The organism is Bacillus cereus group sp. BfR-BA-01408, assembly GCF_022663305.1.
In the GTDB taxonomy this organism is placed as follows: domain Bacteria; phylum Bacillota; class Bacilli; order Bacillales; family Bacillaceae_G; genus Bacillus_A; species Bacillus_A pacificus.
In genome coordinates this window covers 1-21058 of record NZ_JAKUFF010000021.1, presented here as the reverse complement: position 1 = coordinate 21058, position 21058 = coordinate 1, and the positions used below count along the sequence as shown (strand labels likewise).

Here is a 21058-nt window from a genome sequence, read left to right as displayed (position 1 = left end):
TCGATGGGTCAAAAGGTTAATCCAATTGGTCTTCGTGTCGGCGTTATCCGTGACTGGGAATCTCGTTGGTTCGCTGAGAAAGATTACGCTACATTATTACATGAAGACATCAAAATCCGTGAGTACATTAATGTACGCTTAAAAGATTCTGCTGTTGCTAAAGTAGAAATCGAACGTGCAGCAAATCGTGTAAATGTTACAATTCACACTGCAAAACCTGGTATGGTAATTGGTAAAGGTGGTACTGAAGTTGAAGCACTTCGTAAAGCTCTTAACCAATTAACAGGCAAGCGTGTACACATCAACATTTTAGAAGTTAAGAGAGCTGATCTTAACGCTAAATTAGTAGGCGAAAACATCGCTCGTCAATTAGAAAACCGTGTATCATTCCGTCGTGCACAAAAGCAAGTTATTCAACGTGCTATGCGTGCAGGTGCTAAAGGTATTAAAACACAGGTTTCTGGTCGTCTTGGCGGAGCTGATATCGCTCGTGCAGAATCTTACAGTGAAGGAACTGTTCCACTTCATACACTTCGCGCTGATATTGACTATGCAGCAGTTGAAGCTGATACAACATACGGTAAATTAGGCGTAAAAGTATGGATCTACCGTGGAGAAGTCCTTCCTACAAAAAAGAAAGCTTCTGAGGAAGGAGGAAAATAATATGTTAATGCCAAAACGCGTAAAATATCGTAGAGAGCATCGTGGTAAAATGCGTGGTCGTGCTAAAGGTGGAACTGAAGTAGCTTTCGGTGAATTCGGTTTACAAGCACAAGCTGCTTCATGGATTACAAACCGTCAAATCGAAGCTGCTCGTCGTGCAATGACTCGTTACATGAAACGTGGCGGTAAAGTATGGATTAAAATTTTCCCTTCTAAACCTTACACTGCAAAACCTCTAGAAGTACGTATGGGTTCCGGTAAAGGGGCACCAGAAGGCTGGGTAGCAGTAGTAAAACCTGGGAAAATTATGTTCGAAATCGCGGGTGTATCTGAAGAGGTAGCACGCGAAGCATTACGTCTTGCAGCTCACAAGTTACCTGTGAAATGTAAATTCGTAAAACGTGAAGAAAATGGTGGTGAATCTAATGAAAACTAATGATATTCGTGAATTAACCACTGCCGAAATCGAAACAAAAGTTAAAGCTTTAAAGGAAGAGTTGTTTAATCTTCGCTTCCAACTTGCTACAGGACAATTAGAGAATCCAACTCGCATTCGTGAAGTGCGTAAGGCAATTGCTCGTATGAAAACTGTAGTTCGTGAAAGAGAGATCGGAATTAATCGATAAATTGAGGGGAGGTTTGCATAGTGAGCGAACGTAACCAACGCAAAGTTTATACTGGTCGTGTAGTGTCTGACAAAATGGACAAAACGATTACAGTTTTAGTTGAAACTTACAAAACTCATTCCTTGTACGGAAAACGTGTTAAGTATTCTAAGAAGTACAAAGCCCATGATGAGCAAAACCAAGCGAAACTTGGCGATATCGTAAAAATCATGGAAACTCGCCCGCTTTCTGCTACTAAGCGTTTCCGTTTAGTTGAAATCGTTGAAGAAGCGGTTATTATCTAAATAGACGAATCGGAATTTTTAGTCCGAAGGGAGGTTTCATAACATGATCCAACAAGAATCTCGTTTGAAAGTTGCTGACAACTCTGGTGCACGTGAACTTTTAACAATTAAAGTATTAGGCGGCTCTGGTCGTAAATATGCTAACATTGGTGACATTATCGTTGCTACGGTAAAACAAGCAACACCAGGTGGCGTTGTTAAAAAAGGTGACGTTGTTAAAGCAGTAGTAGTACGTACGAAGAGCGGTGCTCGTCGTCCGGATGGTTCTTACATCAAATTTGATGAAAACGCAGCGGTTATCATTAAAGACGATAAGAGCCCACGTGGTACTCGTATCTTCGGACCAGTAGCTCGTGAATTACGTGATAGCAACTTCATGAAGATCGTTTCTTTAGCTCCAGAAGTTCTATAATTTAAGGTATTGCCTTGCTAAGGAGGTGCAGAATTAAGATGCATGTAAAAAAAGGTGATAAAGTACAGGTAATCACTGGTAAAGACAAAGGAAAACAAGGCGTTATCCTTGTGGCTTTCCCAAAGCAAAACCGTGTTATCGTTGAGGGTGTTAACATCGTTAAGAAGCACTCTAAGCCATCTCAATTAAATCCACAAGGTGGAATTATTACTAAAGAGGCACCTATTCACGTTTCTAACGTTATGATTTTAGATCCGAAAACAGGTGAACCTACTCGCGTAGGCTTCAAGGTAGAAGATGGTAAAAAAGTTCGTATTGCAAAAAAATCTGGTGAATTATTAGATAAATAATTTTCTTAAGAAAGGAGGTCACTTCATTGAATCGCCTTAAAGAGAAGTTCCAAAAGGAAATTACTCCTGCTCTAATGAGCAAGTTTAACTATAAATCTGTAATGCAGGTACCAAAAATCGAAAAGATCGTAATCAACACTGGTGTTGGTGACGCGGTATCTAACTCAAAAGCTTTAGACAACGCAGTAGAAGAATTAACACAAATCGCAGGTCAAAAACCTGTTGTAACTCGTGCTAAAAAATCAATCGCTGGTTTCCGTCTTCGTGAAGGTATGCCAATCGGTGCGAAAGTAACTTTACGCGGCGAGCAAATGTATGAGTTCTTCGATAAATTAGTATCAGTTTCTTTACCACGTGTACGTGATTTCCGTGGTGTTTCTAAGAAATCATTCGATGGTCGTGGAAACTATACATTAGGTGTTAAAGAGCAACTTATTTTCCCTGAGATTGATTATGATAAAGTAAGCAAAGTCCGCGGTATGGACATCGTAATCGTTACTACAGCGAACACTGATGAAGAAGCTCGTGAACTTTTAACACAATTCGGTATGCCATTCCAAAAATAATGGAAGCCAACGCTAAGTAGAGGAGGCGAAAACGTGGCTAAAAAATCTATGATTGCGAAACAAAAGCGTACTCCTAAGTTTAAAGTACAAGAGTATACACGTTGCGAACGCTGCGGTCGTCCGCATTCTGTATACCGCAAATTTAAACTTTGCCGTATTTGTTTCCGTGAACTTGCATATAAAGGTCAAATTCCTGGTGTTAAAAAAGCTAGTTGGTAAAACCCACAAATGGGAAGGAGGTAAAACACATGGTGATGACAGATCCAATTGCAGACATGCTTACTCGCATCCGTAATGCGAACATGGTACGTCATGAGAAATTAGAGGTTCCTGCTTCTAAAATCAAAAAAGAGATCGCTGAACTTTTAAAACGTGAAGGTTTCATTCGTGATGTAGAATACATCGAGGATAACAAACAAGGTATCCTTCGTATTTTCCTGAAATATGGTGCAAACAACGAACGTGTAATCACTGGATTAAAACGTATCAGTAAACCTGGCTTACGCGTTTACGCTAAAGCTGACGAAGTACCACGTGTACTTAACGGATTAGGTATCGCTCTTGTTTCTACATCTAAGGGAGTAATGACAGACAAAGACGCTCGTCAATTACAAACTGGTGGAGAAGTAGTAGCATACGTTTGGTAATATATATTTAAAACGAACGGAGGTGTGACCACATGTCTCGTATTGGTAAAAAGATTCTTGAAATCCCTGCAGGTGTTACTATTACAGTTGCAGAAGACAATACTGTAACAGTAAAAGGCCCTAAAGGTGAATTAACTCGTACTTTCAATGCTGATATGCTTATCAAAATTGAAGAGAATACATTAACAGTTGAGCGTCCATCTGAACAGAAGGAACACCGTGCATTACACGGTACAACTCGTGCTTTAATCGGAAACATGGTTGAAGGTGTAACTGAAGGTTTCGCACGCGGACTTGAATTAGTCGGTGTTGGTTACCGTGCTCAAAAACAAGGTGATAAACTTGTATTAAGCGTAGGTTATTCTCATCCAGTAGAAATGACTCCGGAAGCAGGTCTTGAAGTTGAAGTACCTGCACCAACTAAGATCGTAATCAAAGGTATCGACAAGCAACGTGTTGGCGAATTCGCTGCTAACATCCGTGCTGTACGTGCTCCTGAGCCTTACAAAGGTAAAGGTATTCGTTACGAAGGCGAAGTTGTTCGTCGTAAAGAAGGTAAAACTGCTAAGTAAACCCGTTAGGTGAGAGAAAGGAGTGACAAGAATGATCACTAAAGCTGATAAAAATGCGACTCGTAAGAAAAGACATGCGCGTGTACGTGCTAAACTTACTGGTACTGCAGAACGTCCACGTTTAAACGTGTTCCGTTCTAACCAACATATTTACGCTCAAGTTATTGATGATGTAAATGGTGTAACGTTAGTAAGTGCATCTACTCTTGATAAAGACCTTGCTCTTAACGGTACTAGCAATATTGAAGCTGCTACGAAAGTTGGAGAATCAGTTGCTAAGCGTGCTGTAGAGAAAGGCGTTAAAGAAGTAGTATTTGATCGCGGTGGTTACTTATACCATGGCCGTGTTAAAGCTCTAGCTGAAGCTGCTCGTGAGGCTGGATTACAATTTTAATGGTCAAAGGAGGGAAAATTGATGCATCGCATTGACCCAAGTAAATTAGAACTTGAAGAACGTGTAGTTACGATAAATCGTGTCGCGAAAGTTGTTAAGGGTGGTCGTCGTTTCCGCTTTGCTGCACTAGTTGTAGTTGGCGATAAAAACGGTCATGTTGGATTCGGTACTGGTAAAGCACAAGAGGTACCAGACGCAATCCGCAAAGCTATCGAAGACGCTAAGAAAAACTTAATCGCTGTACCATTAGTTGGTACAACAATTCCACACACAATCAACGGTCATTTTGGAGCTGGTGAAGTATTCTTAAAGCCTGCTGCTGAGGGTACTGGTGTTATTGCTGGTGGACCTGTTCGTGCGGTCCTTGAATTAGCAGGTGTACAAGATATTCTTTCGAAATCTCTTGGTTCTAACACACCAATCAACATGATTCGCGCTACTGTGAACGGATTAAGCGAACTTAAGCGCGCTGAAGATGTTGCAAAATTACGCGGTAAATCTGTAGAAGAGCTACTAGGTTAAGGAGGGAAAACAAATGGCGAAAAAGTTAGAAATTACCCTCACTCGTAGTGTAATTGGTCGTCCACAAGATCAACGTGCGACGGTAGAAGCTTTAGGTCTTAAAAAGTTGAATTCAACTGTAGTTAAGGAAGAAACTCCTGCTATTCTTGGTATGATCAACAAAGTTTCTCACCTTGTAACTGTAAAAGAAGCTTAAGGATAACTCATTAATATAAGGAGGTGCCTGGGAATGAAACTTCATGAATTAAAACCTGCAGAAGGTTCTCGTAAAGTACGTAACCGTGTCGGTCGTGGTATCGGTTCTGGTAACGGTAAAACTGCTGGTAAAGGTCATAAAGGACAAAACGCACGTTCTGGCGGCGGTGTTCGTCTTGGCTTCGAAGGTGGTCAAACTCCATTATTCCGTCGTTTACCAAAACGCGGCTTCACAAACATTAACCGTAAAGAGTTTGCTATTGTAAACTTATCAACGTTAAATCGTTTTGAAGATGGTACAGAAGTAACACCTGAATTATTGCTGGAAACTGGCGTTATCAGCAAATTAAACGACGGTGTTAAAATTCTTGCAAGCGGCGCAGTAGAGAAAAAACTAACTGTTAAAGCGCACAAGTTCTCTTCAAGTGCTAAAGAAGCAATTGAAGCAGCTGGCGGATCAGTTGAGGTGATCTAATGTTTCGTACAATCTCCAACTTTATGCGCGTTGCTGAGATAAGACGTAAAATATTATTCACTTTAGCGATGTTAATCGTATTCAGGATTGGCACGTTTATCCCCGTGCCATTTACAAATGGAGACGTACTGAAGGCACAAGATCAATTAAATGCTTTAGGTATTCTAAATACATTTGGCGGTGGAGCCTTGAAAAACTTCTCCATCTTTGCGATGGGAATCATGCCGTATATTACAGCATCCATCATCGTGCAATTATTGCAGATGGATGTTGTTCCTAAATTTTCGGAATGGGCGAAACAAGGTGAAATGGGCCGTCGTAAATTAACGCAATTCACGCGTTATTTTACAATTGTTCTTGCGTTTATTCAGGGGTTTGGTATGTCAATCGGTTTTAACGGTATGGTAGGTGGACAATTAATTTTGAATCCTGGTTGGAGCACTTATTTATACATTGCTACGGTACTGACTGCTGGTACTGCATTTTTAATGTGGTTAGGTGAACAGATTACAGCTAAAGGTGTAGGTAATGGTATTTCCATCCTAATCTTTGGTGGTATTGCCGCAGCGATCCCAAGTGTTATATCTCAAGTGTATCAGCAACAGTTTCAAAATATCGGAGATCAATTGTTCATGAGTATCGTTAAAGTTGCATTGATCTTACTAGCTGTGTTAGCAGTTATTGTGGGTGTTATTTTCATTCAACAGGCTGTTAGAAAGATCCCAATTCAATATGCGAAGCGTGTAACAGGAGGAAATGGTGGTTATGCTGGAGCACAAAACACACATTTACCGCTTAAGGTAAATAGTGCTGGTGTTATTCCAGTAATTTTTGCTGTTTCATTCTTAATTACGCCTCCGACTATTGCACAGTTCTTCCCGAAACATGATGTATCGCAGTGGATTATTGCAAACTTTAACTATTCTCACCCAGTGGGAATGATCATATATGTTGCGCTCATTGTAGCCTTCACATATTTCTATGCGTTTGTTCAGGTTAATCCAGAGCAAATGTCAGAGAATCTAAACAAACAAGGTGGATATGTTCCAGGTATTCGTCCGGGTAAGAATACAGAACAATATCTAACAAAAATCTTGTATCGTTTGACCTTTGTAGGATCAATTTTCCTAGCAGCGATTGCAATCTTACCAGTTATCTTTACGAAGCTGGGAAATCTTCCTCCATCTGCACAGATCGGTGGAACGAGTATGTTAATCGTTGTCGGCGTTGCTTTAGAAACAATGAAGCAACTAGAAAGCCAACTGGTAAAACGCCATTACAAAGGGTTTATCAAGCAGTGAGTAAGTGGGAAGTATTGTCTTCCCTACATGCTCATGTACTCTGAGGGGGAACAAGGATGAACTTAATTTTAATGGGGCTTCCTGGTGCTGGTAAAGGTACACAAGCCGAACAGATTGTTGCCAAGTATAACATCCCTCACATCTCAACAGGAGATATGTTCCGTGCAGCTATGAAGGCTGAAACTGAAATGGGTTTACAAGCAAAATCTTTTATTGATAAAGGTGCACTTGTTCCAGATGAAGTTACAATCGGAATCGTTCGTGAACGTTTAAGCCAAGAAGACTGCGTAAGAGGCTTCTTATTAGATGGTTTCCCACGAACTGTTGCACAAGCATCAGCTCTTGAAGAGATTATGAAAGATCTTGGCAAAAAAATCGACTATGTTTTAAACATTAATGTGGATTCAGGGTTGTTATTAAAGCGCCTTACAGGCCGTCGCATTTGTAAAGAGTGCGGTGCGACTTACCACTTAGAATTCAATCCGCCAGCAAAAGCTGACGTGTGCGATAAATGTGGTGGCGAATTATATCAACGCTCTGATGACAATGAAGAAACTGTAGCAAATCGCTTAGATGTAAATATTAAGCAAACTAAACCTTTGCTTGATTTCTACGAGGAGCTTGGTTACTTACAAAGCATTAATGGTGAGCAAGATATCAATAAAGTATTTGCTGATATCGATGTTCTCATCGGAGGCTTAGCGTAATGATAATCTGCAAAACTCCTCGCGAGATAGAAATCATGCGAGAAGCTGGCAGGATCGTTGCTTTAACTCATCAAGAGTTAAAACAGCACATTACTCCAGGAATTACAACGAAAGAGCTCGATCAAATAGCGGAAAAGACGATTCAAAAATATGGTGCTACGCCATCTTTTAAAGGATACAACGGATTTCCGGGGAGCATATGTGCTTCTGTAAATGAAGAGCTTGTACACGGAATTCCAGGGAAGCGCAAGCTCAAAGAGGGCGATATCATCAGTATCGATATTGGTGCGAAATACAATGGGTACCATGGAGATTCTGCATGGACGTATCCAGTTGGAAACATTTCTGAATCTGTTCAAAAGCTACTTGATGTCACAGAAAAATCGTTGTATCTTGGTCTAGAACAAGTAAAACCAGGCGAGAGATTATCAAATATCTCACATGCGGTTCAAACCCATGCTGAAGAGAATGGATTCTCGATCGTTAGGGAGTATGTTGGTCACGGAATCGGGCAAGACTTACATGAGGACCCTCAAATCCCGCACTATGGTCCACCAAATAGAGGCCCTAGATTAAAGCCGGGAATGGTCATCTGTGTTGAGCCGATGGTGAATCAAGGAAGACGATATGTAAAAACACTATCTGATGACTGGACAGTGGTAACGGTAGATGGTAAATGGTGTGCCCATTTTGAGCACACGATTGCTCTTACAGAAGCAGGATACGAAATCCTTACCACTTTATAAGTAGCTGGCTCTCCGGGATTTCAGAGCAGTGTAAAATGTTACTGATTTGAAGAAGGGAGAACTATTGAATGGCTAAAGATGATGTAATTGAAGTCGAAGGTACCGTTCTTGAAACGTTGCCAAATGCTATGTTCAAAGTAGAATTAGAGAATGGGCATGTCGTATTGGCTCACGTTTCTGGTAAAATCCGTATGAACTTCATTCGTATTTTACCAGGAGACAAAGTTACGGTAGAATTATCTCCGTACGATTTAAATCGTGGTCGTATTACGTACCGTTTTAAATAATATAGCACTCCGTAATCTTTAAGGAGGTTCGAGACATGAAAGTAAGACCGTCAGTTAAACCAATCTGCGAAAAATGTAAAGTTATTCGTAGACGTGGAAAAGTAATGGTTATTTGTGAAAACCCTAAACATAAACAAAAACAAGGTTAATCAGAAGGAGGTGCATTCGGAATGGCACGTATCGCAGGTGTAGATATTCCTCGTGACAAACGCGTTGTTATTTCTTTAACTTACGTATTCGGCATTGGTCGCACAACTGCTGAAAAAATTCTTGCTGAAGCTGGTGTTTCTGAAGAAACACGAGTTCGTGATTTAACGGAAGACGAATTAGGACGTATCCGTGATATCATCGATCGTATTAAAGTTGAGGGAGACCTTCGTCGTGAAGTATCTCTTAACATCAAACGTCTAATGGAGATCGGTTCTTACCGTGGTCTTCGTCACCGTCGTGGTTTACCAGTTCGTGGTCAAAACTCTAAAAACAATGCTCGTACACGTAAAGGTCCACGTCGTACAGTAGCAAATAAAAAGAAATAATAAGTAAAGGAGGTTGAACTAACAATGGCACGTAAAACAAACACTCGTAAAAAACGTGTGAAAAAGAATATTGAAGCTGGTGTAGCTCATATTCGTTCTACTTTCAACAACACAATCGTAACACTTACAGATACTCACGGTAACGCGCTTTCTTGGTCTAGTGCTGGTGCACTTGGTTTCCGTGGATCTCGTAAATCTACTCCATTCGCTGCGCAAATGGCTGCTGAAACTGCTGCTAAAGCTGCAATGGAGCACGGTTTAAAAACTTTAGAGGTTACTGTTAAAGGTCCTGGTGCTGGTCGTGAAGCTGCAATTCGTGCTCTTCAAGCTGCAGGTCTAGAAGTAACAGCAATTAGAGATGTTACTCCAGTTCCTCATAATGGATGTCGTCCACCAAAACGTCGTCGTGTGTAATTTTTCTGTATAGAATTTTCCCTTTTGTCTATAATGGATATGATGCATTATCGAGAAATTTCGTACAGAAACATCGCTTGTTGTGCACAATCGGGAACTGCCTAAGGGGGACTTTCGGTTAGACAGGGGTTATACCTTTGTTTAACCGGGGTTTCGACGTTTTGAAGGAGGGTTTAGTTAATGATTGAAATCGAAAAGCCGAAAATCGAAACGGTTGAACTTAACGAAGATGCTAAATATGGTAAATTCGTAATTGAACCGCTTGAGCGTGGATATGGTACTACGTTGGGTAACTCCTTACGTCGTATTCTTTTATCTTCACTCCCTGGTGCCGCTGTTACTGCTATCCAAATCGATGGCGTATTACATGAATTTTCAACAGTTGAGGGCGTAGTAGAAGACGTTACAACGATCATCTTAAACTTGAAAAAGTTAGCTCTTAAAATCTACTCTGAAGAAGAGAAGACGTTGGAAATTGATGTGCAGGGCGAAGGTATTGTCACAGCTGCTGATATTACTCACGATAGTGATGTAGAAATCTTAAATCCAGATTTACACATTGCAACGTTAGCAAAAGATGCGCATTTCCGCGTGCGTTTAACTGCAAAGCGTGGCCGTGGGTATACGCCAGCTGATGCAAATAAAAGCGAAGATCAACCAATAGGAGTAATTCCTATTGATTCTATTTATACTCCAGTATCACGTGTGACTTACCAAGTGGAAAAGACACGTGTCGGACAAGTGGCTAATTATGATAAGCTTACGCTTGATGTATGGACGGATGGAAGCATCGGGCCAAAAGAAGCTATCTCTTTAGGTGCCAAAATCTTAACTGAGCATTTAAATATCTTTGTTGGTTTAACTGATGAAGCACAAAATGCTGAGATTATGGTCGAGAAGGAAGAAGATCAAAAAGAGAAAGTTCTTGAGATGACTATCGAAGAACTAGACCTTTCTGTTCGTTCTTATAATTGCCTAAAACGTGCAGGAATTAATACTGTACAAGAGCTTGCGAACAAAACAGAAGAAGATATGATGAAAGTTCGTAACTTAGGACGTAAATCCTTAGAAGAAGTTAAACATAAACTTGAGGAATTAGGTTTAGGTTTACGTAAAGACGACTGAGGATTTAAACCCATCAACAAAGGAGGGAACTACGAATGGCATACAGAAAATTAGGCCGTACAAGTGCGCAACGTAAAGCTATGTTACGTGACTTAGCTACTGATTTAATTATCAACGAGCGCATCCAAACGACAGAAACTCGTGCAAAAGAACTTCGTTCTGTAGTGGAAAAAATGATCACTTTAGGTAAACGCGGAGATCTTCATGCTCGTCGTCAAGCAGCAGCTTTCATTCGCAATGAAGTAGCTAACGCTGAGACTGGTCAAGATGCACTTCAAAAACTATTCGCTGATGTAGCTCCACGCTATGCTGAGCGCCAAGGCGGATACACTCGTATTGCAAAAATTGGTCCACGTCGCGGAGACGCAGCACCAATGGTAATTATCGAGTTAGTATAATGATAATTAAAAGGGCAGGACAGTTCTTTTCAAGAAACTGGTCATGGCCCTTTTTTTTAAATATAAAAATAGGCTTACTTGGCGAAGGAAAGGGTGCCTTGTATTGAAAAAAGAGAAACTTCGGACAGAAAATATATCATTTCAATATCCTGGTGCAGCCACTTATGCATTAAAAGATGTTTCATTCTCCTTATATGAAGGTGAATGGGTATCTGTTATTGGACAAAACGGTTCTGGGAAGTCTACACTTGCAAAATTATTGAATGGTTTGTTTTTGCCAGAAGCAGGGACAATTACAGTAAATGATACAATGGTTTTGTCAGAGGAAACGGTATGGGATGTTCGAAAACAAATTGGGATGGTATTTCAAAATCCAGATAATCAATTTGTTGGAACAACAGTGCAAGATGACGTTGTCTTTGGTTTAGAGAATATCGGAATGCCAAGAGAGCAAATGGTAGAAAGATTAGATCAGGCCTTACGACTAGTCCGTATGGAAGATTTTCTTAATGATGAGCCACATTCGTTATCTGGTGGGCAAAAGCAGCGAGTAGCAATAGCAGGCGTTTTAGCACTTCAGCCATCTATTTTGATATTAGATGAAGCAACGTCAATGCTAGACCCTCAAGGGAGACGTGAAGTGGTAGAAACGGTTAGACAACTTGTTAATGAAAAAGGTATTACCGTGTTATCAATTACGCATGATTTAGAAGAAGCGGCACAGTCAGACCGTGTCATTATTTTAAATAAGGGAGAGATATTAGAGGAAGGGACTCCAGAACAAATTTTCAAGTCCTCTCATATGCTCCAAGAAATTGGATTAGATGTACCATTTTCAGTGAAAATAGCAGAATTATTAAAAAGAAATGAAATTCTCTTGCAAAATACGCATCTTACAATGGAAAGCTTGGTGAACGAACTTTGGAGATTACATTCCAAAAAGTAGAACATCGTTATCAACATAAAACTCCATTTGAAAGACGCGCACTTTATGATGTAGACGTGTCGTTTCCAAGTGGGGGCTATTATGCCATTATCGGTCATACTGGTTCAGGTAAGTCGACGATGATTCAACATTTAAATGGTTTATTGCAGCCGACAAATGGCACAGTTCAAATTGGTGAACATTTCATTTCGGCAGGAAAGAAAGAAAAAAAGCTAAAGCCACTACGTAAAAAGGTAGGGGTTGTCTTTCAATTCCCAGAACATCAGTTGTTTGAAGAGACTGTAGAGAAAGATATTTGCTTCGGACCTACTAATTTTGGTGTATCTGTAAAAGAAGCGAAGCAAAAGGCAAGAGAGGCAATTGAACTTGTAGGGTTAGAACCAGAACTGTTAGCACGTTCACCATTTGAGTTAAGTGGTGGGCAAATGAGGCGTGTTGCGATAGCAGGCGTATTAGCGATGGAACCCGAAGTGCTTGTATTAGATGAACCTACAGCAGGACTAGATCCAAAAGGGCAAAATGAACTTATGGAGATGTTTTATAAGCTACATAAGGAGAAAGGCCTTACAGTTATCCTTGTAACGCATAATATGGAGGATGCTGCTAAATATGCCGAGCAGATTGTAGTCATGCATAAAGGAACGGTCTTTTTGCAAGGAAGTGCAGAGGAAGTATTTTCACATGCTGATGAACTAGAGAAAATTGGCGTGGATCTTCCTATGTCTTTAAAGTATAAACGTGCAATTGAAGAGAAGTTTGGCATTTCAATCCCAAAGGCTACCTTATCTTTAGAGGATCTTACTCATGAAGTTGTGCAGGTGTTACGAAAAGGTGGTCATGAATCATGCAGCAGTTGATTATTGGAAGATATATTCCAGGGAATTCTCTTATTCATCAACTTGATCCACGTACGAAGCTGCTGATTGTCTTTTTATATGTATTTGTTGTTTTCTTAGCAAATAATGCGATTTCATATGGATTTTTATTTTTATATGCACTCATTGCTTTATTTTTTGCAAAAGTGCCGATTCGTTATGTACTTTCGGGCTTAAAACCAATTCTATGGATTTTTCTTTTTACATTTTTCCTGCATATTTTAACAAATAAAGAAGGGGAAGTACTATTCCAGCTTGGTTGGTTTTCGATACATGAAAAAGGATTAGAGCAAGGAATATACATTTCTATACGATTCTTCGTTATTATTTTAATGACGACATTATTAACGTTAACGACGACACCTATTGAGATTACAGATGGTTTGGAGACGTTATTAAAGCCGTTGAAGCGTATAAAAGTTCCTGTTCATGAAATCGCATTAATGATGTCAATTTCTCTTCGTTTTATCCCGACATTAATGGATGAAACGAGTAAAATAATGAAGGCACAATCGTCACGTGGTATTGATTTTGCAGGGGGACCGATAAAAGATAGGATGAAAGCTATCATTTCACTACTCGTTCCTCTATTCATCAGTGCTTTTAAGCGTGCAGAGGACTTAGCAATTGCTATGGAAGCCCGTGGATATCAAAGTGGCGAAGGACGTACTAAATTCAGGCAACTACGCTGGAAAACAAGCGATACAGTAACAATTATAAGCTTACTTTGTTTAGCTTGTATTTTGGCATGGGTGCGATCGTAATGGAGAATAAAGAAATGGATAGAATAAAATGTACGGTTGCATATGATGGCATGCATTTTTGTGGTTATCAAATTCAACCGCAGCATCGTACTGTTCAACAAGAAATAGAGAAAGCTTTACAGAAATTGCATAAAGGGGAACTTGTCCGTGTTCAGGCATCGGGCAGAACAGATTCTACTGTTCATGCTAAAGGACAAGTGATACACTTTGATACACCGTTGTCTCTTGAAGAGTGGCAATGGAACAATGCATTAAACACAATGTTACCAGATGATATTGTTATCACACAGGTAGAGAAAAAAACAGAAGAATTTCACGCACGTTACGGTGTCGAGAGAAAAGAATATCGTTATCGTGTATTATTATCAAAGACTGCGGATGTATTCCGTAGAAATTACGTATATCAATATCCATATCCGCTCGAAATAAACGCTATAAGAAAAGCGATCCCTTATTTTATTGGAACGCATGATTTCACTTCTTTTTGTTCGGCAAAAACTGACAAAAAAGATAAAGTGAGAACAATTTATGAAATCGAGCTAATTGAGCAGGACGACGAATTAATTTTTCGTTTTGTAGGTAATGGATTTTTATATAATATGGTCAGGATTATTGTTGGTACGTTACTGAGCGTAGGGCAAGGAAAGCTTGATCCGGATAGCATTCCAGAGATTTTAGCGAAACAAAATCGTCAGTTTGCTGGAAAGATGGCTCCTGGTCATGGGCTTTATTTATGGCAGGTAAACTATAACAACTAATCCTGGTGTAACATTTGCTTGACATTAGAAACTCAAAAGTATATCATAACATATGGTATTGTTTCTAAAACCACGATTAGCCCCGGAAGGAAATCGTGTTTAAGATAAACAATAGATTTTTTCTATGGAAAAGATAACGAGGAGGGAAACACATGCGTACGACTTTTATGGCAAAAGCTAACGAAGTTGAGCGTAAATGGTATGTGGTTGATGCTGAAGGTCAAACTTTAGGTCGCCTTGCTAGTGAAGTAGCATCCATTTTACGTGGTAAAAACAAACCTACATTTACACCACACGTTGACACGGGTGATCATGTAATTATTATTAACGCTGAGAAAATTCATTTAACAGGTAATAAATTAAACGATAAAATTTACTACCGTCACACTAACCACCCAGGTGGACTTAAACAAAGAACAGCTCTTGAAATGCGTACAAACTACCCTGTACAAATGTTAGAGCTTGCAATTAAAGGCATGCTTCCAAAAGGACGCTTAGGCCGTCAAGTTTCTAAGAAACTAAACGTGTATGCTGGAGCAGAGCATCCACACCAAGCACAAAAACCAGAAGTTTACGAACTTCGCGGATAATCAATTAAAGGAGGGCTTACTTTGGCACAGGTTCAATACTATGGCACTGGACGTCGTAAGAGTTCAGTAGCGCGCGTACGCCTAGTTCCAGGCGAAGGACGCGTTATCATTAACGGTCGTGATTTTGAAAACTATATCCCATTTGCTGCATTACGTGAAGTAGTGAAACAACCTCTAGTTGCAACAGAAACTTTAGGTAACTACGATGTACTTGTAAACGTAAATGGTGGTGGATACACTGGTCAAGCTGGTGCTATTCGTCACGGTATTTCTCGCGCTTTATTAAAAGCTGATCCAGAATACCGTCTAACACTAAAACGTGCAGGTCTATTAACTCGTGACGCACGTATGAAAGAGCGTAAAAAATACGGTCTTAAAGGCGCACGTCGTGCACCTCAGTTCTCAAAACGTTAATTTTTGCGAACTACAAACCCCAACCATTTTGGTTGGGGTTTTTTTATGTTTCATTCCTCTTTTGTAATTTTTGTAGTTTGGAATATTTTAGTGCTATCCTCTCGCGTATGCTTCTTCTTTAGAAGTTTAGACTAATACGTATTAGGGAGGTTTATAAGTACTATGAATGTCATTGTCAGCTTACAAGAAAAACAAAAAGAAAAGCAGTTGAAATATGAGCGGAAGATGCTGCGGGAATTATCATTAAAAACATTACGTTCAAATATTAGAGATGCCTTTCAGATGCAGGAACTTCATCGTCAGTATGAAGATTACTGCATTGAATTAGGGATAGAATCGTATTTATTAGGAGCGAGATATAGTAAATTTGGCTATTATGGCGAATCGTTCTTTGATGTGAAATATAGGGCCTTAGAAGAAGAGCAACAATTAACGGAAACACTATTTCAATTTTTAACGAGCATGACTATGCGGGAAATTAAATTACAAGATGAGGAATTACTTTTTGAATCTTGCCAGCAGTTTATCGGCTTATGGTGGCAGGAAGGATATGAAAAAGGTGAAAGAAGATATCGATTAAAGCTTCATTAAGACAAGCATAAACTTTCCTCTTGTCCCATATAAGTAATTAGAGGGACTAGCTGGAGGAGGAAAGGTATGAAGAGAATTCGAATTATCTCTTTTGCACTCGCTGCGGTTATTTTGTTTTTTTTAGTCAAACAAGAATTTCAAATTACAAAATCGTGGCGAGCTTGGAATTTACCCTTATCAGGGAAAGTAATCGTATTAGATGCTGGGCATGGTGGACCAGACGGAGGGGCTGTTGGTGGCAAGGATATTGTAGAAAAAGATATTACGCTTGAGATCACAAAGAAGGTGCAAGATTATTTACAAGAGCAAGGTGCACTAGTTATTTTAACGCGTGAGGGAGATTATGATTTAGCCCAGAAAGATACAAAGTCATATAGTAGACGTAAAGCAGAAGATTTAAAAAAACGTGTAGAGATTATTAATAAACCCGATGTAGACTTTTTTGCAAGTATCCATTTAAATGCTTTAACTAGTAGTGGATCGAAGGGCGCACAAACGTTCTATTACCGTTCTTCAATTGAAAATGAACGTGCTGCGAAATTTATACAAGCTGAGTTGAGAACGAGTTTAGAGAATACAAATCGTTCTGCTAAAACAATTTCTCATGTGTATTTATTAAAGTATGCGAAAACACCAGGCGCTTTAATTGAAGCTGGCTTTTTATCGAATGTAAATGAAAGGTATATGTTAAATTCGGAGAAATATCAGCAAAAGGTAGCAGCTGCAGTATATCGTGGTATATTACGTTATTTCACGGAAAAAGGAAATCCTCCAGAATAAGGAGGATTTTTTTGCGTTTCTCTCGTTAACGAAGTTTTCCGAAAATATGTTATACTGGAAATGTAAACGCATTTATTTCAAAAGTAAAGAGAGATATATTTAATTAACATTATGTTATTTTTCATACAGGGGGCTGGGCTAATTATGGTAACGAAAGAGCAAGTAGTGGAAGCGTTAGAAGGGATTGTAGATCCGTTTTTACATAAAACGTTAAAAGAAACAGGGGCAATTAAAGAGGTGACAGTCAAGCCTGAGAAGGAACATGTAAGTGTTAAAATTGCAATCGTAAAAACCGGTACAGCGGAACAAATGCAATTGCAATCTGGAATTGTAAAGTTAGTGAAAGAACTAGGAGCAGCAACAGTAGGGCTTCGCTTTGCAGAATTTACAGAAGAGGAATTAGCTCAGTTTGCACCAGAACAAGAAGAAGAGCAAACTGAATCTTTATTGTCACCAAATTCGAAAACGACATTTTTAGCAGTGGCGAGTGGAAAAGGTGGAGTAGGGAAATCAACAGTTTCTGTTAATCTTGCTATTGCTCTAGCTCGTCTAGGGAAAAAAGTTGGTATCATTGATGCCGATATTTATGGTTTTAGCGTACCTGATATGATGGGGATAGAAAAACGCCCTGTAGTAAGAGGAGATAAAATCATTCCAGTGGAGCGTCTAGGTGTAAAGGTAATCTCAATGGGGTTCTTTGTAGAAGATAATGCACCGGTTATTTGGAGAGGACCTATGCTTGGGAAAATGTTAAATCATTTCTTTACAGAAGTAGAATGGGGCGATTTAGATTATTTAGTTTTAGATTTACCACCAGGTACAGGTGATGTTGCGCTAGACTTACATTCGATGCTACCAGCTTGTAAAGAGATTATTGTCACAACGCCGCATCCAACAGCGGCATTTGTAGCAGCACGTGCTGGAGCAATGGCTTTACGTACAGAACATAGTATTCTTGGTGTTGTTGAGAATATGGCTTATTTTGAAAGTAAAACAACTGGCGAAAAAGAATATGTGTTTGGAAGAGGTGGAGGAGATAAACTAGCTACAGAACTTCAAACAGAAGTACTTGGCCGAATCCCGCTTCAACAACCTGATTGGAATAAAGAAGATTTTGCGCCGTCAGTATATGAAGATACGCATACGACAGGTCTTATTTATCGCACAATAGCTGAAACGGTAATTGATAAAACAACTGTTGCGCAAAAATAAAATAATAATGAGTGGATGATACATATATTGTCCACTCATTATTATCGTTATTATTTTTACTGCTGTTCCTTTTTACCTTCTTGGGAACCACCTTCACCGCCGGCTTCCTTTTTATCAGAACCACTTTTTTCGGCTTTTTGGACACCTTTACTAATAATATCAATCATCTTAGCTTGGAAGAGTGGGCTTTCAGCAGTTTCTGTTAGTACTTGTTGTAAATATTGACGGTATTCTTTGCTCTTCATCGTTTGTAACATCATTTTTTCTACTTCAGGGTTTTTCATAATTTCCATGACGCCTGCTTGGTATTCAGGGTCTTTTAGTAATGTTTTCATTAAGGCTGTTTGTTCTTTTCCCATACTTTTAGCGAATTTCGATGAGAACTCAGGGTCTTTAAAGAGCTTTTCCCAGAATTGTTGCCCTTTATCGGATACCATTGCATCTTCAATCGTTTTCTTTACTACTGTTTCATCTAGTATGAGTGCTTGTTTCATTTTTTCATCAGTTAACACATCTTGAATGGCTTTCTTACCTTGATCGGTTTTTAAAATATCAACAATCATTTTCTTCGTTTGATCATAATCAAGTTCGGACTTTGCTTCTTTTTCTTGTGCACATGCTACAAGTACAAGAAATAGAAAAGAAGAAGTCAAAACGAGCAGCATCCGTTTCATAAGTTGGAACTCCTTTCAGCACAGTTCTCTCTTTTTAATATAAATATCTTTAAGGAATTTATACATGAACATGGCTAGCTTTTTGAAATTGTCATTGATACAATTTAATTAGAAATATAAGGATAATGGGGGATGTGTTGTGAATAGCCGCAAGTGGGTACGACTATTTTTTACGACGTTGTTTCTTGGTGGGGTTAGTACAGTCATTATTGGATTTGTTTTAGAGTGGGACAAGTACGCTAAATTTTTTCAAAATTTCGACGGAAAGGAAATTTTGGCAGTCTCCTTCTGGTTGATGGGTGTAGGATTTATTTTTAGTGTGATAAGTCAAATGGGGTTCTTTGCTTATTTAACAATCCACCGTTTTGGACTGGGAATGTTTCGATCGTCTTCTTTATGGAATATAGTCCAGCTCTTCTTTATTGCATTCGTTTTATTTGATTTTGTGTATTTAAGATCGGTATTGATTGCAAATGGGGAAGTTTCATTAGGGAATAACATACTTGTTGCTGGTGTGTTATTTATGTTTGGTGCCATCGTTGCTTATATAAAAAGTAAGGAAACGAATAAAAAGGCATTTGTGCCAGCTTTGTTCTTTATGGTCGTTGTAACAATTCTTGAGTGGGTACCAGCACTTCGAATTAATGATACAGATTGGTTATATTTAATGGTGATACCACTTTTATTATGTAATGCATATCAGTTACTTATATTACATCGTTTAATTGGAAAGGCGAGTAAGTCGGCCTAATTAAGAGAGTTTTTACGCAGGGTAGTTGTACGAATGAAAATATCGGGATAAAAAAAGCTCTATTACCTGAACGAAAGGTAGTAGAGCTTTTTATGTGTGAAAAATTATTGGACATCTTTACTTTTCGTACTTGTGTTGGAAATAAGTTGTGATACGGATATTTGTTCATAGCCGTCACTCTTTAATTTCTGTAGAAGCAGTGGTAAAGCTTTATTTGTTTGAAGAGCAGAATCGGATGCATGTAATAAGACGATATCTCCACCTTTTAGATTATTAGAGACGGTGGAAACGATATTGTTTACGCCAGGGTTTTTCCAATCGTTTGAGTTATTACTCCAATGAACGACAGTGTATCCGAGTGATTCTGCTATTTTAAGTGTTGCCTTGTTAAAGTCTCCACTAGGTGGACGCAATAGTTTAATTTGTTTCACGCCGAGTTTTGTAAAAACATCTTGTGCTCGCAGAAGATCTCTTCGTATTTCATTTGCCTCTAGAGAAGTGTAGGACGTGTAATTATAACCCATACTACCGATTTCATGTCCATCTTTTATGATGCGTTCAACAACATCAGGGTGTCTTTCTGCCCATGCAGCAGAAAGGAAGAAGGTTGCATTCTTAATATCTCTTTCTTTAAGTGTATCAAGGATTGGAATTGCTTTTTTGTCTCCCCAACTAATATCAAACGTGAATGCAACTTGTTTTTTAGAGGTGTCGCCTTTGTAAATAACTTTAGGTCCTGTAGCGGTTGAAAAAGCAGACTCGTGTGAATATGTTTTCAAAAAGAGTAGCCATGCTGTAAATAAGGAAAGTATCACTATTAAGCTAATGTGTTTAAAGTTTCTTTTACTCGTAATAAAAAAGAAAAACATAATATTACGCCCCTTTGTCCAATCCTTTTCAGTTACATATATGCTGTAAATATAAAAAAGAGAACAAGGGATTAATATCGTAAGTAGTGGATATAATGGATGGTAGGATTTTGTTAAATGAAAATGGGCTTAATGTTTATTGCTCTGGAAGAAATGATTGAGGTGATGATTTGCTTGGGTTTATGTTAACGAAAGAAGAGAAAAAAGAAATGGAATACATATTGAAGAGAGAGTTAGAAGAACTTTTATTTGATTTTGAAGATGAACGTATTCATGACGTTGTAAAAAAGGCAATGGAAGAAAGATATAAAATCATTTTTTGTTTGTTTCGAAGAGTCGCTAATGCAGAGGAATGTATTCGTTATGTAAGAAAAAGAACTTTTTATTAAAAAGTGTTGACGTTGGTAGATATTATATGATAAATTAATAACCGTCGCTGATGCGGAAACGCAAAAAACGACAAAAAAGAAATTGAAAAACTTAGTTGACATTGAAAAACGAAGATGTTAACATAAGGAAGTCGCAAATGAGCGACCAAGTAGTTCTTTGAAAACTGAACGAAACAAACAACGTGAAACGTCAATTTTTATTTTAGATGCTAGACAAACTAACTT

General features: G+C 38.9%; 36 protein-coding genes. 34 read left to right on the top strand and 2 right to left on the bottom strand.

What is annotated here, in order from left to right:
* The first annotated feature begins 3 nt into the window (after nt 1-3).
* The 32 genes from rpsC to MR083_RS11590 all read left to right on the top strand — a co-directional run bounded on the left by rpsC (nt 4) and on the right by MR083_RS11590 (nt 18150).
* On the top strand, nt 4-663 hold the full coding sequence (rpsC, locus tag MR083_RS11745; protein WP_000529956.1) for a 30S ribosomal protein S3: 660 nt from the start codon (nt 4-6) through the stop codon (nt 661-663).
* Between the two features lies 1 nt (nt 664).
* Complete coding sequence (gene rplP / locus MR083_RS11740; protein WP_000928971.1) at nt 665-1099, top strand: 50S ribosomal protein L16; 435 nt, start codon at nt 665-667, stop codon at nt 1097-1099.
* Nucleotides 1089-1289, top strand: a complete 201-nt coding sequence (gene rpmC / locus MR083_RS11735; RefSeq protein ID WP_000855718.1) for a 50S ribosomal protein L29 — start codon at nt 1089-1091, stop codon at nt 1287-1289. The genes rplP and rpmC overlap by 11 nt, the downstream gene beginning before the upstream one ends.
* Before the next feature lie 20 nt (nt 1290-1309).
* Nucleotides 1310-1573, top strand: coding sequence for a 30S ribosomal protein S17 (gene rpsQ / locus MR083_RS11730; RefSeq protein ID WP_000004106.1), 264 nt, complete (start codon nt 1310-1312; stop codon nt 1571-1573).
* A gap of 43 nt (nt 1574-1616) precedes the next feature.
* Entirely contained in the window at nt 1617-1985 is a 369-nt protein-coding gene (gene rplN / locus MR083_RS11725) for a 50S ribosomal protein L14 (RefSeq protein WP_000615912.1), read from the top strand.
* Nucleotides 1986-2023: 38 nt separating this feature from the next.
* Nucleotides 2024-2335, top strand: a complete 312-nt coding sequence (rplX, locus tag MR083_RS11720) for a 50S ribosomal protein L24 (protein ID WP_000558200.1) — start codon at nt 2024-2026, stop codon at nt 2333-2335.
* Between the two features lie 26 nt (nt 2336-2361).
* A complete protein-coding gene (gene rplE / locus MR083_RS11715; protein ID WP_001080827.1) occupies nt 2362-2901 on the top strand; it encodes a 50S ribosomal protein L5 in 540 nt (179 codons plus the stop codon).
* Nucleotides 2902-2934: 33 nt separating this feature from the next.
* Nucleotides 2935-3120: a 30S ribosomal protein S14 gene (gene rpsN, locus MR083_RS11710; RefSeq protein WP_001085700.1), complete on the top strand. Its 186-nt coding sequence runs from the start codon at nt 2935-2937 to the stop codon at nt 3118-3120.
* A gap of 29 nt (nt 3121-3149) precedes the next feature.
* Nucleotides 3150-3548 carry a 30S ribosomal protein S8 gene (gene rpsH / locus MR083_RS11705; protein WP_000245511.1) on the top strand — a complete coding sequence of 133 codons (399 nt, stop codon included), beginning with the start codon at nt 3150-3152 and terminating at the stop codon, nt 3546-3548.
* A 32-nt stretch (nt 3549-3580) separates the two neighbouring features.
* On the top strand, nt 3581-4120 hold the full coding sequence (rplF, locus tag MR083_RS11700) for a 50S ribosomal protein L6 (protein ID WP_000086558.1): 540 nt from the start codon (nt 3581-3583) through the stop codon (nt 4118-4120).
* A 31-nt stretch (nt 4121-4151) separates the two neighbouring features.
* Nucleotides 4152-4514, top strand: a complete 363-nt coding sequence (gene rplR, locus MR083_RS11695; RefSeq protein WP_000628816.1) for a 50S ribosomal protein L18 — start codon at nt 4152-4154, stop codon at nt 4512-4514.
* A gap of 21 nt (nt 4515-4535) precedes the next feature.
* A complete protein-coding gene (rpsE, locus tag MR083_RS11690) occupies nt 4536-5036 on the top strand; it encodes a 30S ribosomal protein S5 (RefSeq protein ID WP_000554646.1) in 501 nt (166 codons plus the stop codon).
* 13 nt (nt 5037-5049) lie between these two features.
* Entirely contained in the window at nt 5050-5232 is a 183-nt protein-coding gene (gene rpmD / locus MR083_RS11685) for a 50S ribosomal protein L30 (protein ID WP_001085234.1), read from the top strand.
* 33 nt (nt 5233-5265) lie between these two features.
* Nucleotides 5266-5706 carry a 50S ribosomal protein L15 gene (gene rplO, locus MR083_RS11680; protein ID WP_000766080.1) on the top strand — a complete coding sequence of 147 codons (441 nt, stop codon included), beginning with the start codon at nt 5266-5268 and terminating at the stop codon, nt 5704-5706.
* Nucleotides 5706-7007, top strand: coding sequence for a preprotein translocase subunit SecY (gene secY / locus MR083_RS11675; RefSeq protein ID WP_000490114.1), 1302 nt, complete (start codon nt 5706-5708; stop codon nt 7005-7007). The genes rplO and secY overlap by 1 nt, the downstream gene beginning before the upstream one ends.
* A gap of 56 nt (nt 7008-7063) precedes the next feature.
* Complete coding sequence (locus MR083_RS11670) at nt 7064-7714, top strand: adenylate kinase (protein ID WP_001048996.1); 651 nt, start codon at nt 7064-7066, stop codon at nt 7712-7714.
* Nucleotides 7714-8460 (top strand): type I methionyl aminopeptidase, encoded by a 747-nt coding sequence (gene map, locus MR083_RS11665; protein ID WP_000582539.1) that lies wholly within the window; start codon nt 7714-7716, stop codon nt 8458-8460. Before MR083_RS11670 ends, map begins: the two co-directional genes overlap by 1 nt.
* A 68-nt stretch (nt 8461-8528) precedes the next feature.
* Nucleotides 8529-8747 carry a translation initiation factor IF-1 gene (gene infA, locus MR083_RS11660; protein WP_001029884.1) on the top strand — a complete coding sequence of 73 codons (219 nt, stop codon included), beginning with the start codon at nt 8529-8531 and terminating at the stop codon, nt 8745-8747.
* Nucleotides 8748-8782: 35 nt separating this feature from the next.
* Nucleotides 8783-8896 carry a 50S ribosomal protein L36 gene (rpmJ, locus tag MR083_RS11655; RefSeq protein ID WP_000868344.1) on the top strand — a complete coding sequence of 38 codons (114 nt, stop codon included), beginning with the start codon at nt 8783-8785 and terminating at the stop codon, nt 8894-8896.
* 21 nt (nt 8897-8917) lie between these two features.
* Nucleotides 8918-9283 (top strand): 30S ribosomal protein S13, encoded by a 366-nt coding sequence (rpsM, locus tag MR083_RS11650; protein ID WP_000090789.1) that lies wholly within the window; start codon nt 8918-8920, stop codon nt 9281-9283.
* A gap of 24 nt (nt 9284-9307) precedes the next feature.
* Nucleotides 9308-9697, top strand: coding sequence for a 30S ribosomal protein S11 (rpsK, locus tag MR083_RS11645; protein WP_000101799.1), 390 nt, complete (start codon nt 9308-9310; stop codon nt 9695-9697).
* 180 nt (nt 9698-9877) lie between these two features.
* Nucleotides 9878-10822, top strand: a complete 945-nt coding sequence (locus tag MR083_RS11640; protein WP_000569643.1) for a DNA-directed RNA polymerase subunit alpha — start codon at nt 9878-9880, stop codon at nt 10820-10822.
* Nucleotides 10823-10857: 35 nt separating this feature from the next.
* Nucleotides 10858-11220, top strand: coding sequence for a 50S ribosomal protein L17 (gene rplQ, locus MR083_RS11635; RefSeq protein ID WP_000331490.1), 363 nt, complete (start codon nt 10858-10860; stop codon nt 11218-11220).
* A 103-nt stretch (nt 11221-11323) separates the two neighbouring features.
* Complete coding sequence (locus MR083_RS11630; protein ID WP_000711783.1) at nt 11324-12166, top strand: energy-coupling factor ABC transporter ATP-binding protein; 843 nt, start codon at nt 11324-11326, stop codon at nt 12164-12166.
* Nucleotides 12142-13023: an energy-coupling factor ABC transporter ATP-binding protein gene (locus MR083_RS11625; RefSeq protein WP_242269346.1), complete on the top strand. Its 882-nt coding sequence runs from the start codon at nt 12142-12144 to the stop codon at nt 13021-13023. Before MR083_RS11630 ends, MR083_RS11625 begins: the two co-directional genes overlap by 25 nt.
* Nucleotides 13011-13805 carry an energy-coupling factor transporter transmembrane component T family protein gene (locus tag MR083_RS11620; protein ID WP_001186536.1) on the top strand — a complete coding sequence of 265 codons (795 nt, stop codon included), beginning with the start codon at nt 13011-13013 and terminating at the stop codon, nt 13803-13805. Before MR083_RS11625 ends, MR083_RS11620 begins: the two co-directional genes overlap by 13 nt.
* A gap of 14 nt (nt 13806-13819) precedes the next feature.
* Entirely contained in the window at nt 13820-14563 is a 744-nt protein-coding gene (truA, locus tag MR083_RS11615) for a tRNA pseudouridine(38-40) synthase TruA (protein WP_011039908.1), read from the top strand.
* A 152-nt stretch (nt 14564-14715) separates the two neighbouring features.
* The gene (rplM, locus tag MR083_RS11610) at nt 14716-15153 is read left to right on the top strand and encodes a 50S ribosomal protein L13 (RefSeq protein ID WP_001260793.1); all 438 of its coding nucleotides are present in this window, start codon (nt 14716-14718) and stop codon (nt 15151-15153) included.
* Nucleotides 15154-15174: 21 nt separating this feature from the next.
* Nucleotides 15175-15567: a 30S ribosomal protein S9 gene (rpsI, locus tag MR083_RS11605; protein ID WP_000079986.1), complete on the top strand. Its 393-nt coding sequence runs from the start codon at nt 15175-15177 to the stop codon at nt 15565-15567.
* Nucleotides 15568-15729: 162 nt separating this feature from the next.
* Nucleotides 15730-16158, top strand: coding sequence for a YbaK family protein (locus MR083_RS11600; RefSeq protein ID WP_001101006.1), 429 nt, complete (start codon nt 15730-15732; stop codon nt 16156-16158).
* A 66-nt stretch (nt 16159-16224) separates the two neighbouring features.
* On the top strand, nt 16225-16938 hold the full coding sequence (gene cwlD / locus MR083_RS11595; protein ID WP_000822436.1) for an N-acetylmuramoyl-L-alanine amidase CwlD: 714 nt from the start codon (nt 16225-16227) through the stop codon (nt 16936-16938).
* Nucleotides 16939-17082: 144 nt separating this feature from the next.
* Nucleotides 17083-18150 carry an Mrp/NBP35 family ATP-binding protein gene (locus MR083_RS11590; protein ID WP_000256608.1) on the top strand — a complete coding sequence of 356 codons (1068 nt, stop codon included), beginning with the start codon at nt 17083-17085 and terminating at the stop codon, nt 18148-18150.
* A 56-nt stretch (nt 18151-18206) separates the two neighbouring features.
* Here MR083_RS11590 and gerD read toward each other — a convergent pair whose 3' ends face one another.
* The gene (gene gerD, locus MR083_RS11585; RefSeq protein ID WP_000827521.1) at nt 18207-18824 is read right to left on the bottom strand and encodes a spore germination protein GerD; all 618 of its coding nucleotides are present in this window, start codon (nt 18822-18824) and stop codon (nt 18207-18209) included.
* Nucleotides 18825-18963: 139 nt separating this feature from the next.
* Between gerD and kbaA the strand changes: the two genes are divergently transcribed.
* A complete protein-coding gene (gene kbaA / locus MR083_RS11580; RefSeq protein WP_016716249.1) occupies nt 18964-19575 on the top strand; it encodes a KinB signaling pathway activation protein KbaA in 612 nt (203 codons plus the stop codon).
* 104 nt (nt 19576-19679) lie between these two features.
* Here kbaA and pdaB read toward each other — a convergent pair whose 3' ends face one another.
* The gene (gene pdaB, locus MR083_RS11575) at nt 19680-20444 is read right to left on the bottom strand and encodes a polysaccharide deacetylase family sporulation protein PdaB (protein WP_000464707.1); all 765 of its coding nucleotides are present in this window, start codon (nt 20442-20444) and stop codon (nt 19680-19682) included.
* Nucleotides 20445-20614: 170 nt separating this feature from the next.
* On the opposite strand from pdaB, the gene MR083_RS11570 reads away from it, so the two are divergent.
* Nucleotides 20615-20833: a hypothetical protein gene (locus MR083_RS11570; protein WP_000900296.1), complete on the top strand. Its 219-nt coding sequence runs from the start codon at nt 20615-20617 to the stop codon at nt 20831-20833.
* Nucleotides 20834-21058 lie beyond the last annotated feature (225 nt).

What these genes read in the sequence shown, in the direction of transcription:
- rpsC (WP_000529956.1), top strand. Translation starts at nt 4, where the DNA reads ATGGGTCAAAAGGTTAATCCAATTGGTCTTCGTGTCGGCGTTATCCGT.
- rplP (WP_000928971.1), top strand. Translation starts at nt 665, where the DNA reads ATGTTAATGCCAAAACGCGTAAAATATCGTAGAGAGCATCGTGGTAAA.
- rpmC (WP_000855718.1), top strand. Translation starts at nt 1,089, where the DNA reads ATGAAAACTAATGATATTCGTGAATTAACCACTGCCGAAATCGAAACA.
- rplN (WP_000615912.1), top strand. Translation starts at nt 1,617, where the DNA reads ATGATCCAACAAGAATCTCGTTTGAAAGTTGCTGACAACTCTGGTGCA.
- rplX (WP_000558200.1), top strand. Translation starts at nt 2,024, where the DNA reads ATGCATGTAAAAAAAGGTGATAAAGTACAGGTAATCACTGGTAAAGAC.
- rpsH (WP_000245511.1), top strand. Translation starts at nt 3,150, where the DNA reads ATGGTGATGACAGATCCAATTGCAGACATGCTTACTCGCATCCGTAAT.
- rplF (WP_000086558.1), top strand. Translation starts at nt 3,581, where the DNA reads ATGTCTCGTATTGGTAAAAAGATTCTTGAAATCCCTGCAGGTGTTACT.
- rplR (WP_000628816.1), top strand. Translation starts at nt 4,152, where the DNA reads ATGATCACTAAAGCTGATAAAAATGCGACTCGTAAGAAAAGACATGCG.
- rpsE (WP_000554646.1), top strand. Translation starts at nt 4,536, where the DNA reads ATGCATCGCATTGACCCAAGTAAATTAGAACTTGAAGAACGTGTAGTT.
- rpmD (WP_001085234.1), top strand. Translation starts at nt 5,050, where the DNA reads ATGGCGAAAAAGTTAGAAATTACCCTCACTCGTAGTGTAATTGGTCGT.
- rplO (WP_000766080.1), top strand. Translation starts at nt 5,266, where the DNA reads ATGAAACTTCATGAATTAAAACCTGCAGAAGGTTCTCGTAAAGTACGT.
- secY (WP_000490114.1), top strand. Translation starts at nt 5,706, where the DNA reads ATGTTTCGTACAATCTCCAACTTTATGCGCGTTGCTGAGATAAGACGT.
- MR083_RS11670 (WP_001048996.1), top strand. Translation starts at nt 7,064, where the DNA reads ATGAACTTAATTTTAATGGGGCTTCCTGGTGCTGGTAAAGGTACACAA.
- map (WP_000582539.1), top strand. Translation starts at nt 7,714, where the DNA reads ATGATAATCTGCAAAACTCCTCGCGAGATAGAAATCATGCGAGAAGCT.
- infA (WP_001029884.1), top strand. Translation starts at nt 8,529, where the DNA reads ATGGCTAAAGATGATGTAATTGAAGTCGAAGGTACCGTTCTTGAAACG.
- rpmJ (WP_000868344.1), top strand. Translation starts at nt 8,783, where the DNA reads ATGAAAGTAAGACCGTCAGTTAAACCAATCTGCGAAAAATGTAAAGTT.
- rpsM (WP_000090789.1), top strand. Translation starts at nt 8,918, where the DNA reads ATGGCACGTATCGCAGGTGTAGATATTCCTCGTGACAAACGCGTTGTT.
- rpsK (WP_000101799.1), top strand. Translation starts at nt 9,308, where the DNA reads ATGGCACGTAAAACAAACACTCGTAAAAAACGTGTGAAAAAGAATATT.
- MR083_RS11640 (WP_000569643.1), top strand. Translation starts at nt 9,878, where the DNA reads ATGATTGAAATCGAAAAGCCGAAAATCGAAACGGTTGAACTTAACGAA.
- rplQ (WP_000331490.1), top strand. Translation starts at nt 10,858, where the DNA reads ATGGCATACAGAAAATTAGGCCGTACAAGTGCGCAACGTAAAGCTATG.
- MR083_RS11620 (WP_001186536.1), top strand. Translation starts at nt 13,011, where the DNA reads ATGCAGCAGTTGATTATTGGAAGATATATTCCAGGGAATTCTCTTATT.
- truA (WP_011039908.1), top strand. Translation starts at nt 13,820, where the DNA reads ATGGATAGAATAAAATGTACGGTTGCATATGATGGCATGCATTTTTGT.
- rplM (WP_001260793.1), top strand. Translation starts at nt 14,716, where the DNA reads ATGCGTACGACTTTTATGGCAAAAGCTAACGAAGTTGAGCGTAAATGG.
- MR083_RS11600 (WP_001101006.1), top strand. Translation starts at nt 15,730, where the DNA reads ATGAATGTCATTGTCAGCTTACAAGAAAAACAAAAAGAAAAGCAGTTG.
- cwlD (WP_000822436.1), top strand. Translation starts at nt 16,225, where the DNA reads ATGAAGAGAATTCGAATTATCTCTTTTGCACTCGCTGCGGTTATTTTG.
- MR083_RS11590 (WP_000256608.1), top strand. Translation starts at nt 17,083, where the DNA reads ATGGTAACGAAAGAGCAAGTAGTGGAAGCGTTAGAAGGGATTGTAGAT.
- gerD (WP_000827521.1), bottom strand. Translation starts at nt 18,824, where the DNA reads ATGAAACGGATGCTGCTCGTTTTGACTTCTTCTTTTCTATTTCTTGTA.
- pdaB (WP_000464707.1), bottom strand. Translation starts at nt 20,444, where the DNA reads ATGTTTTTCTTTTTTATTACGAGTAAAAGAAACTTTAAACACATTAGC.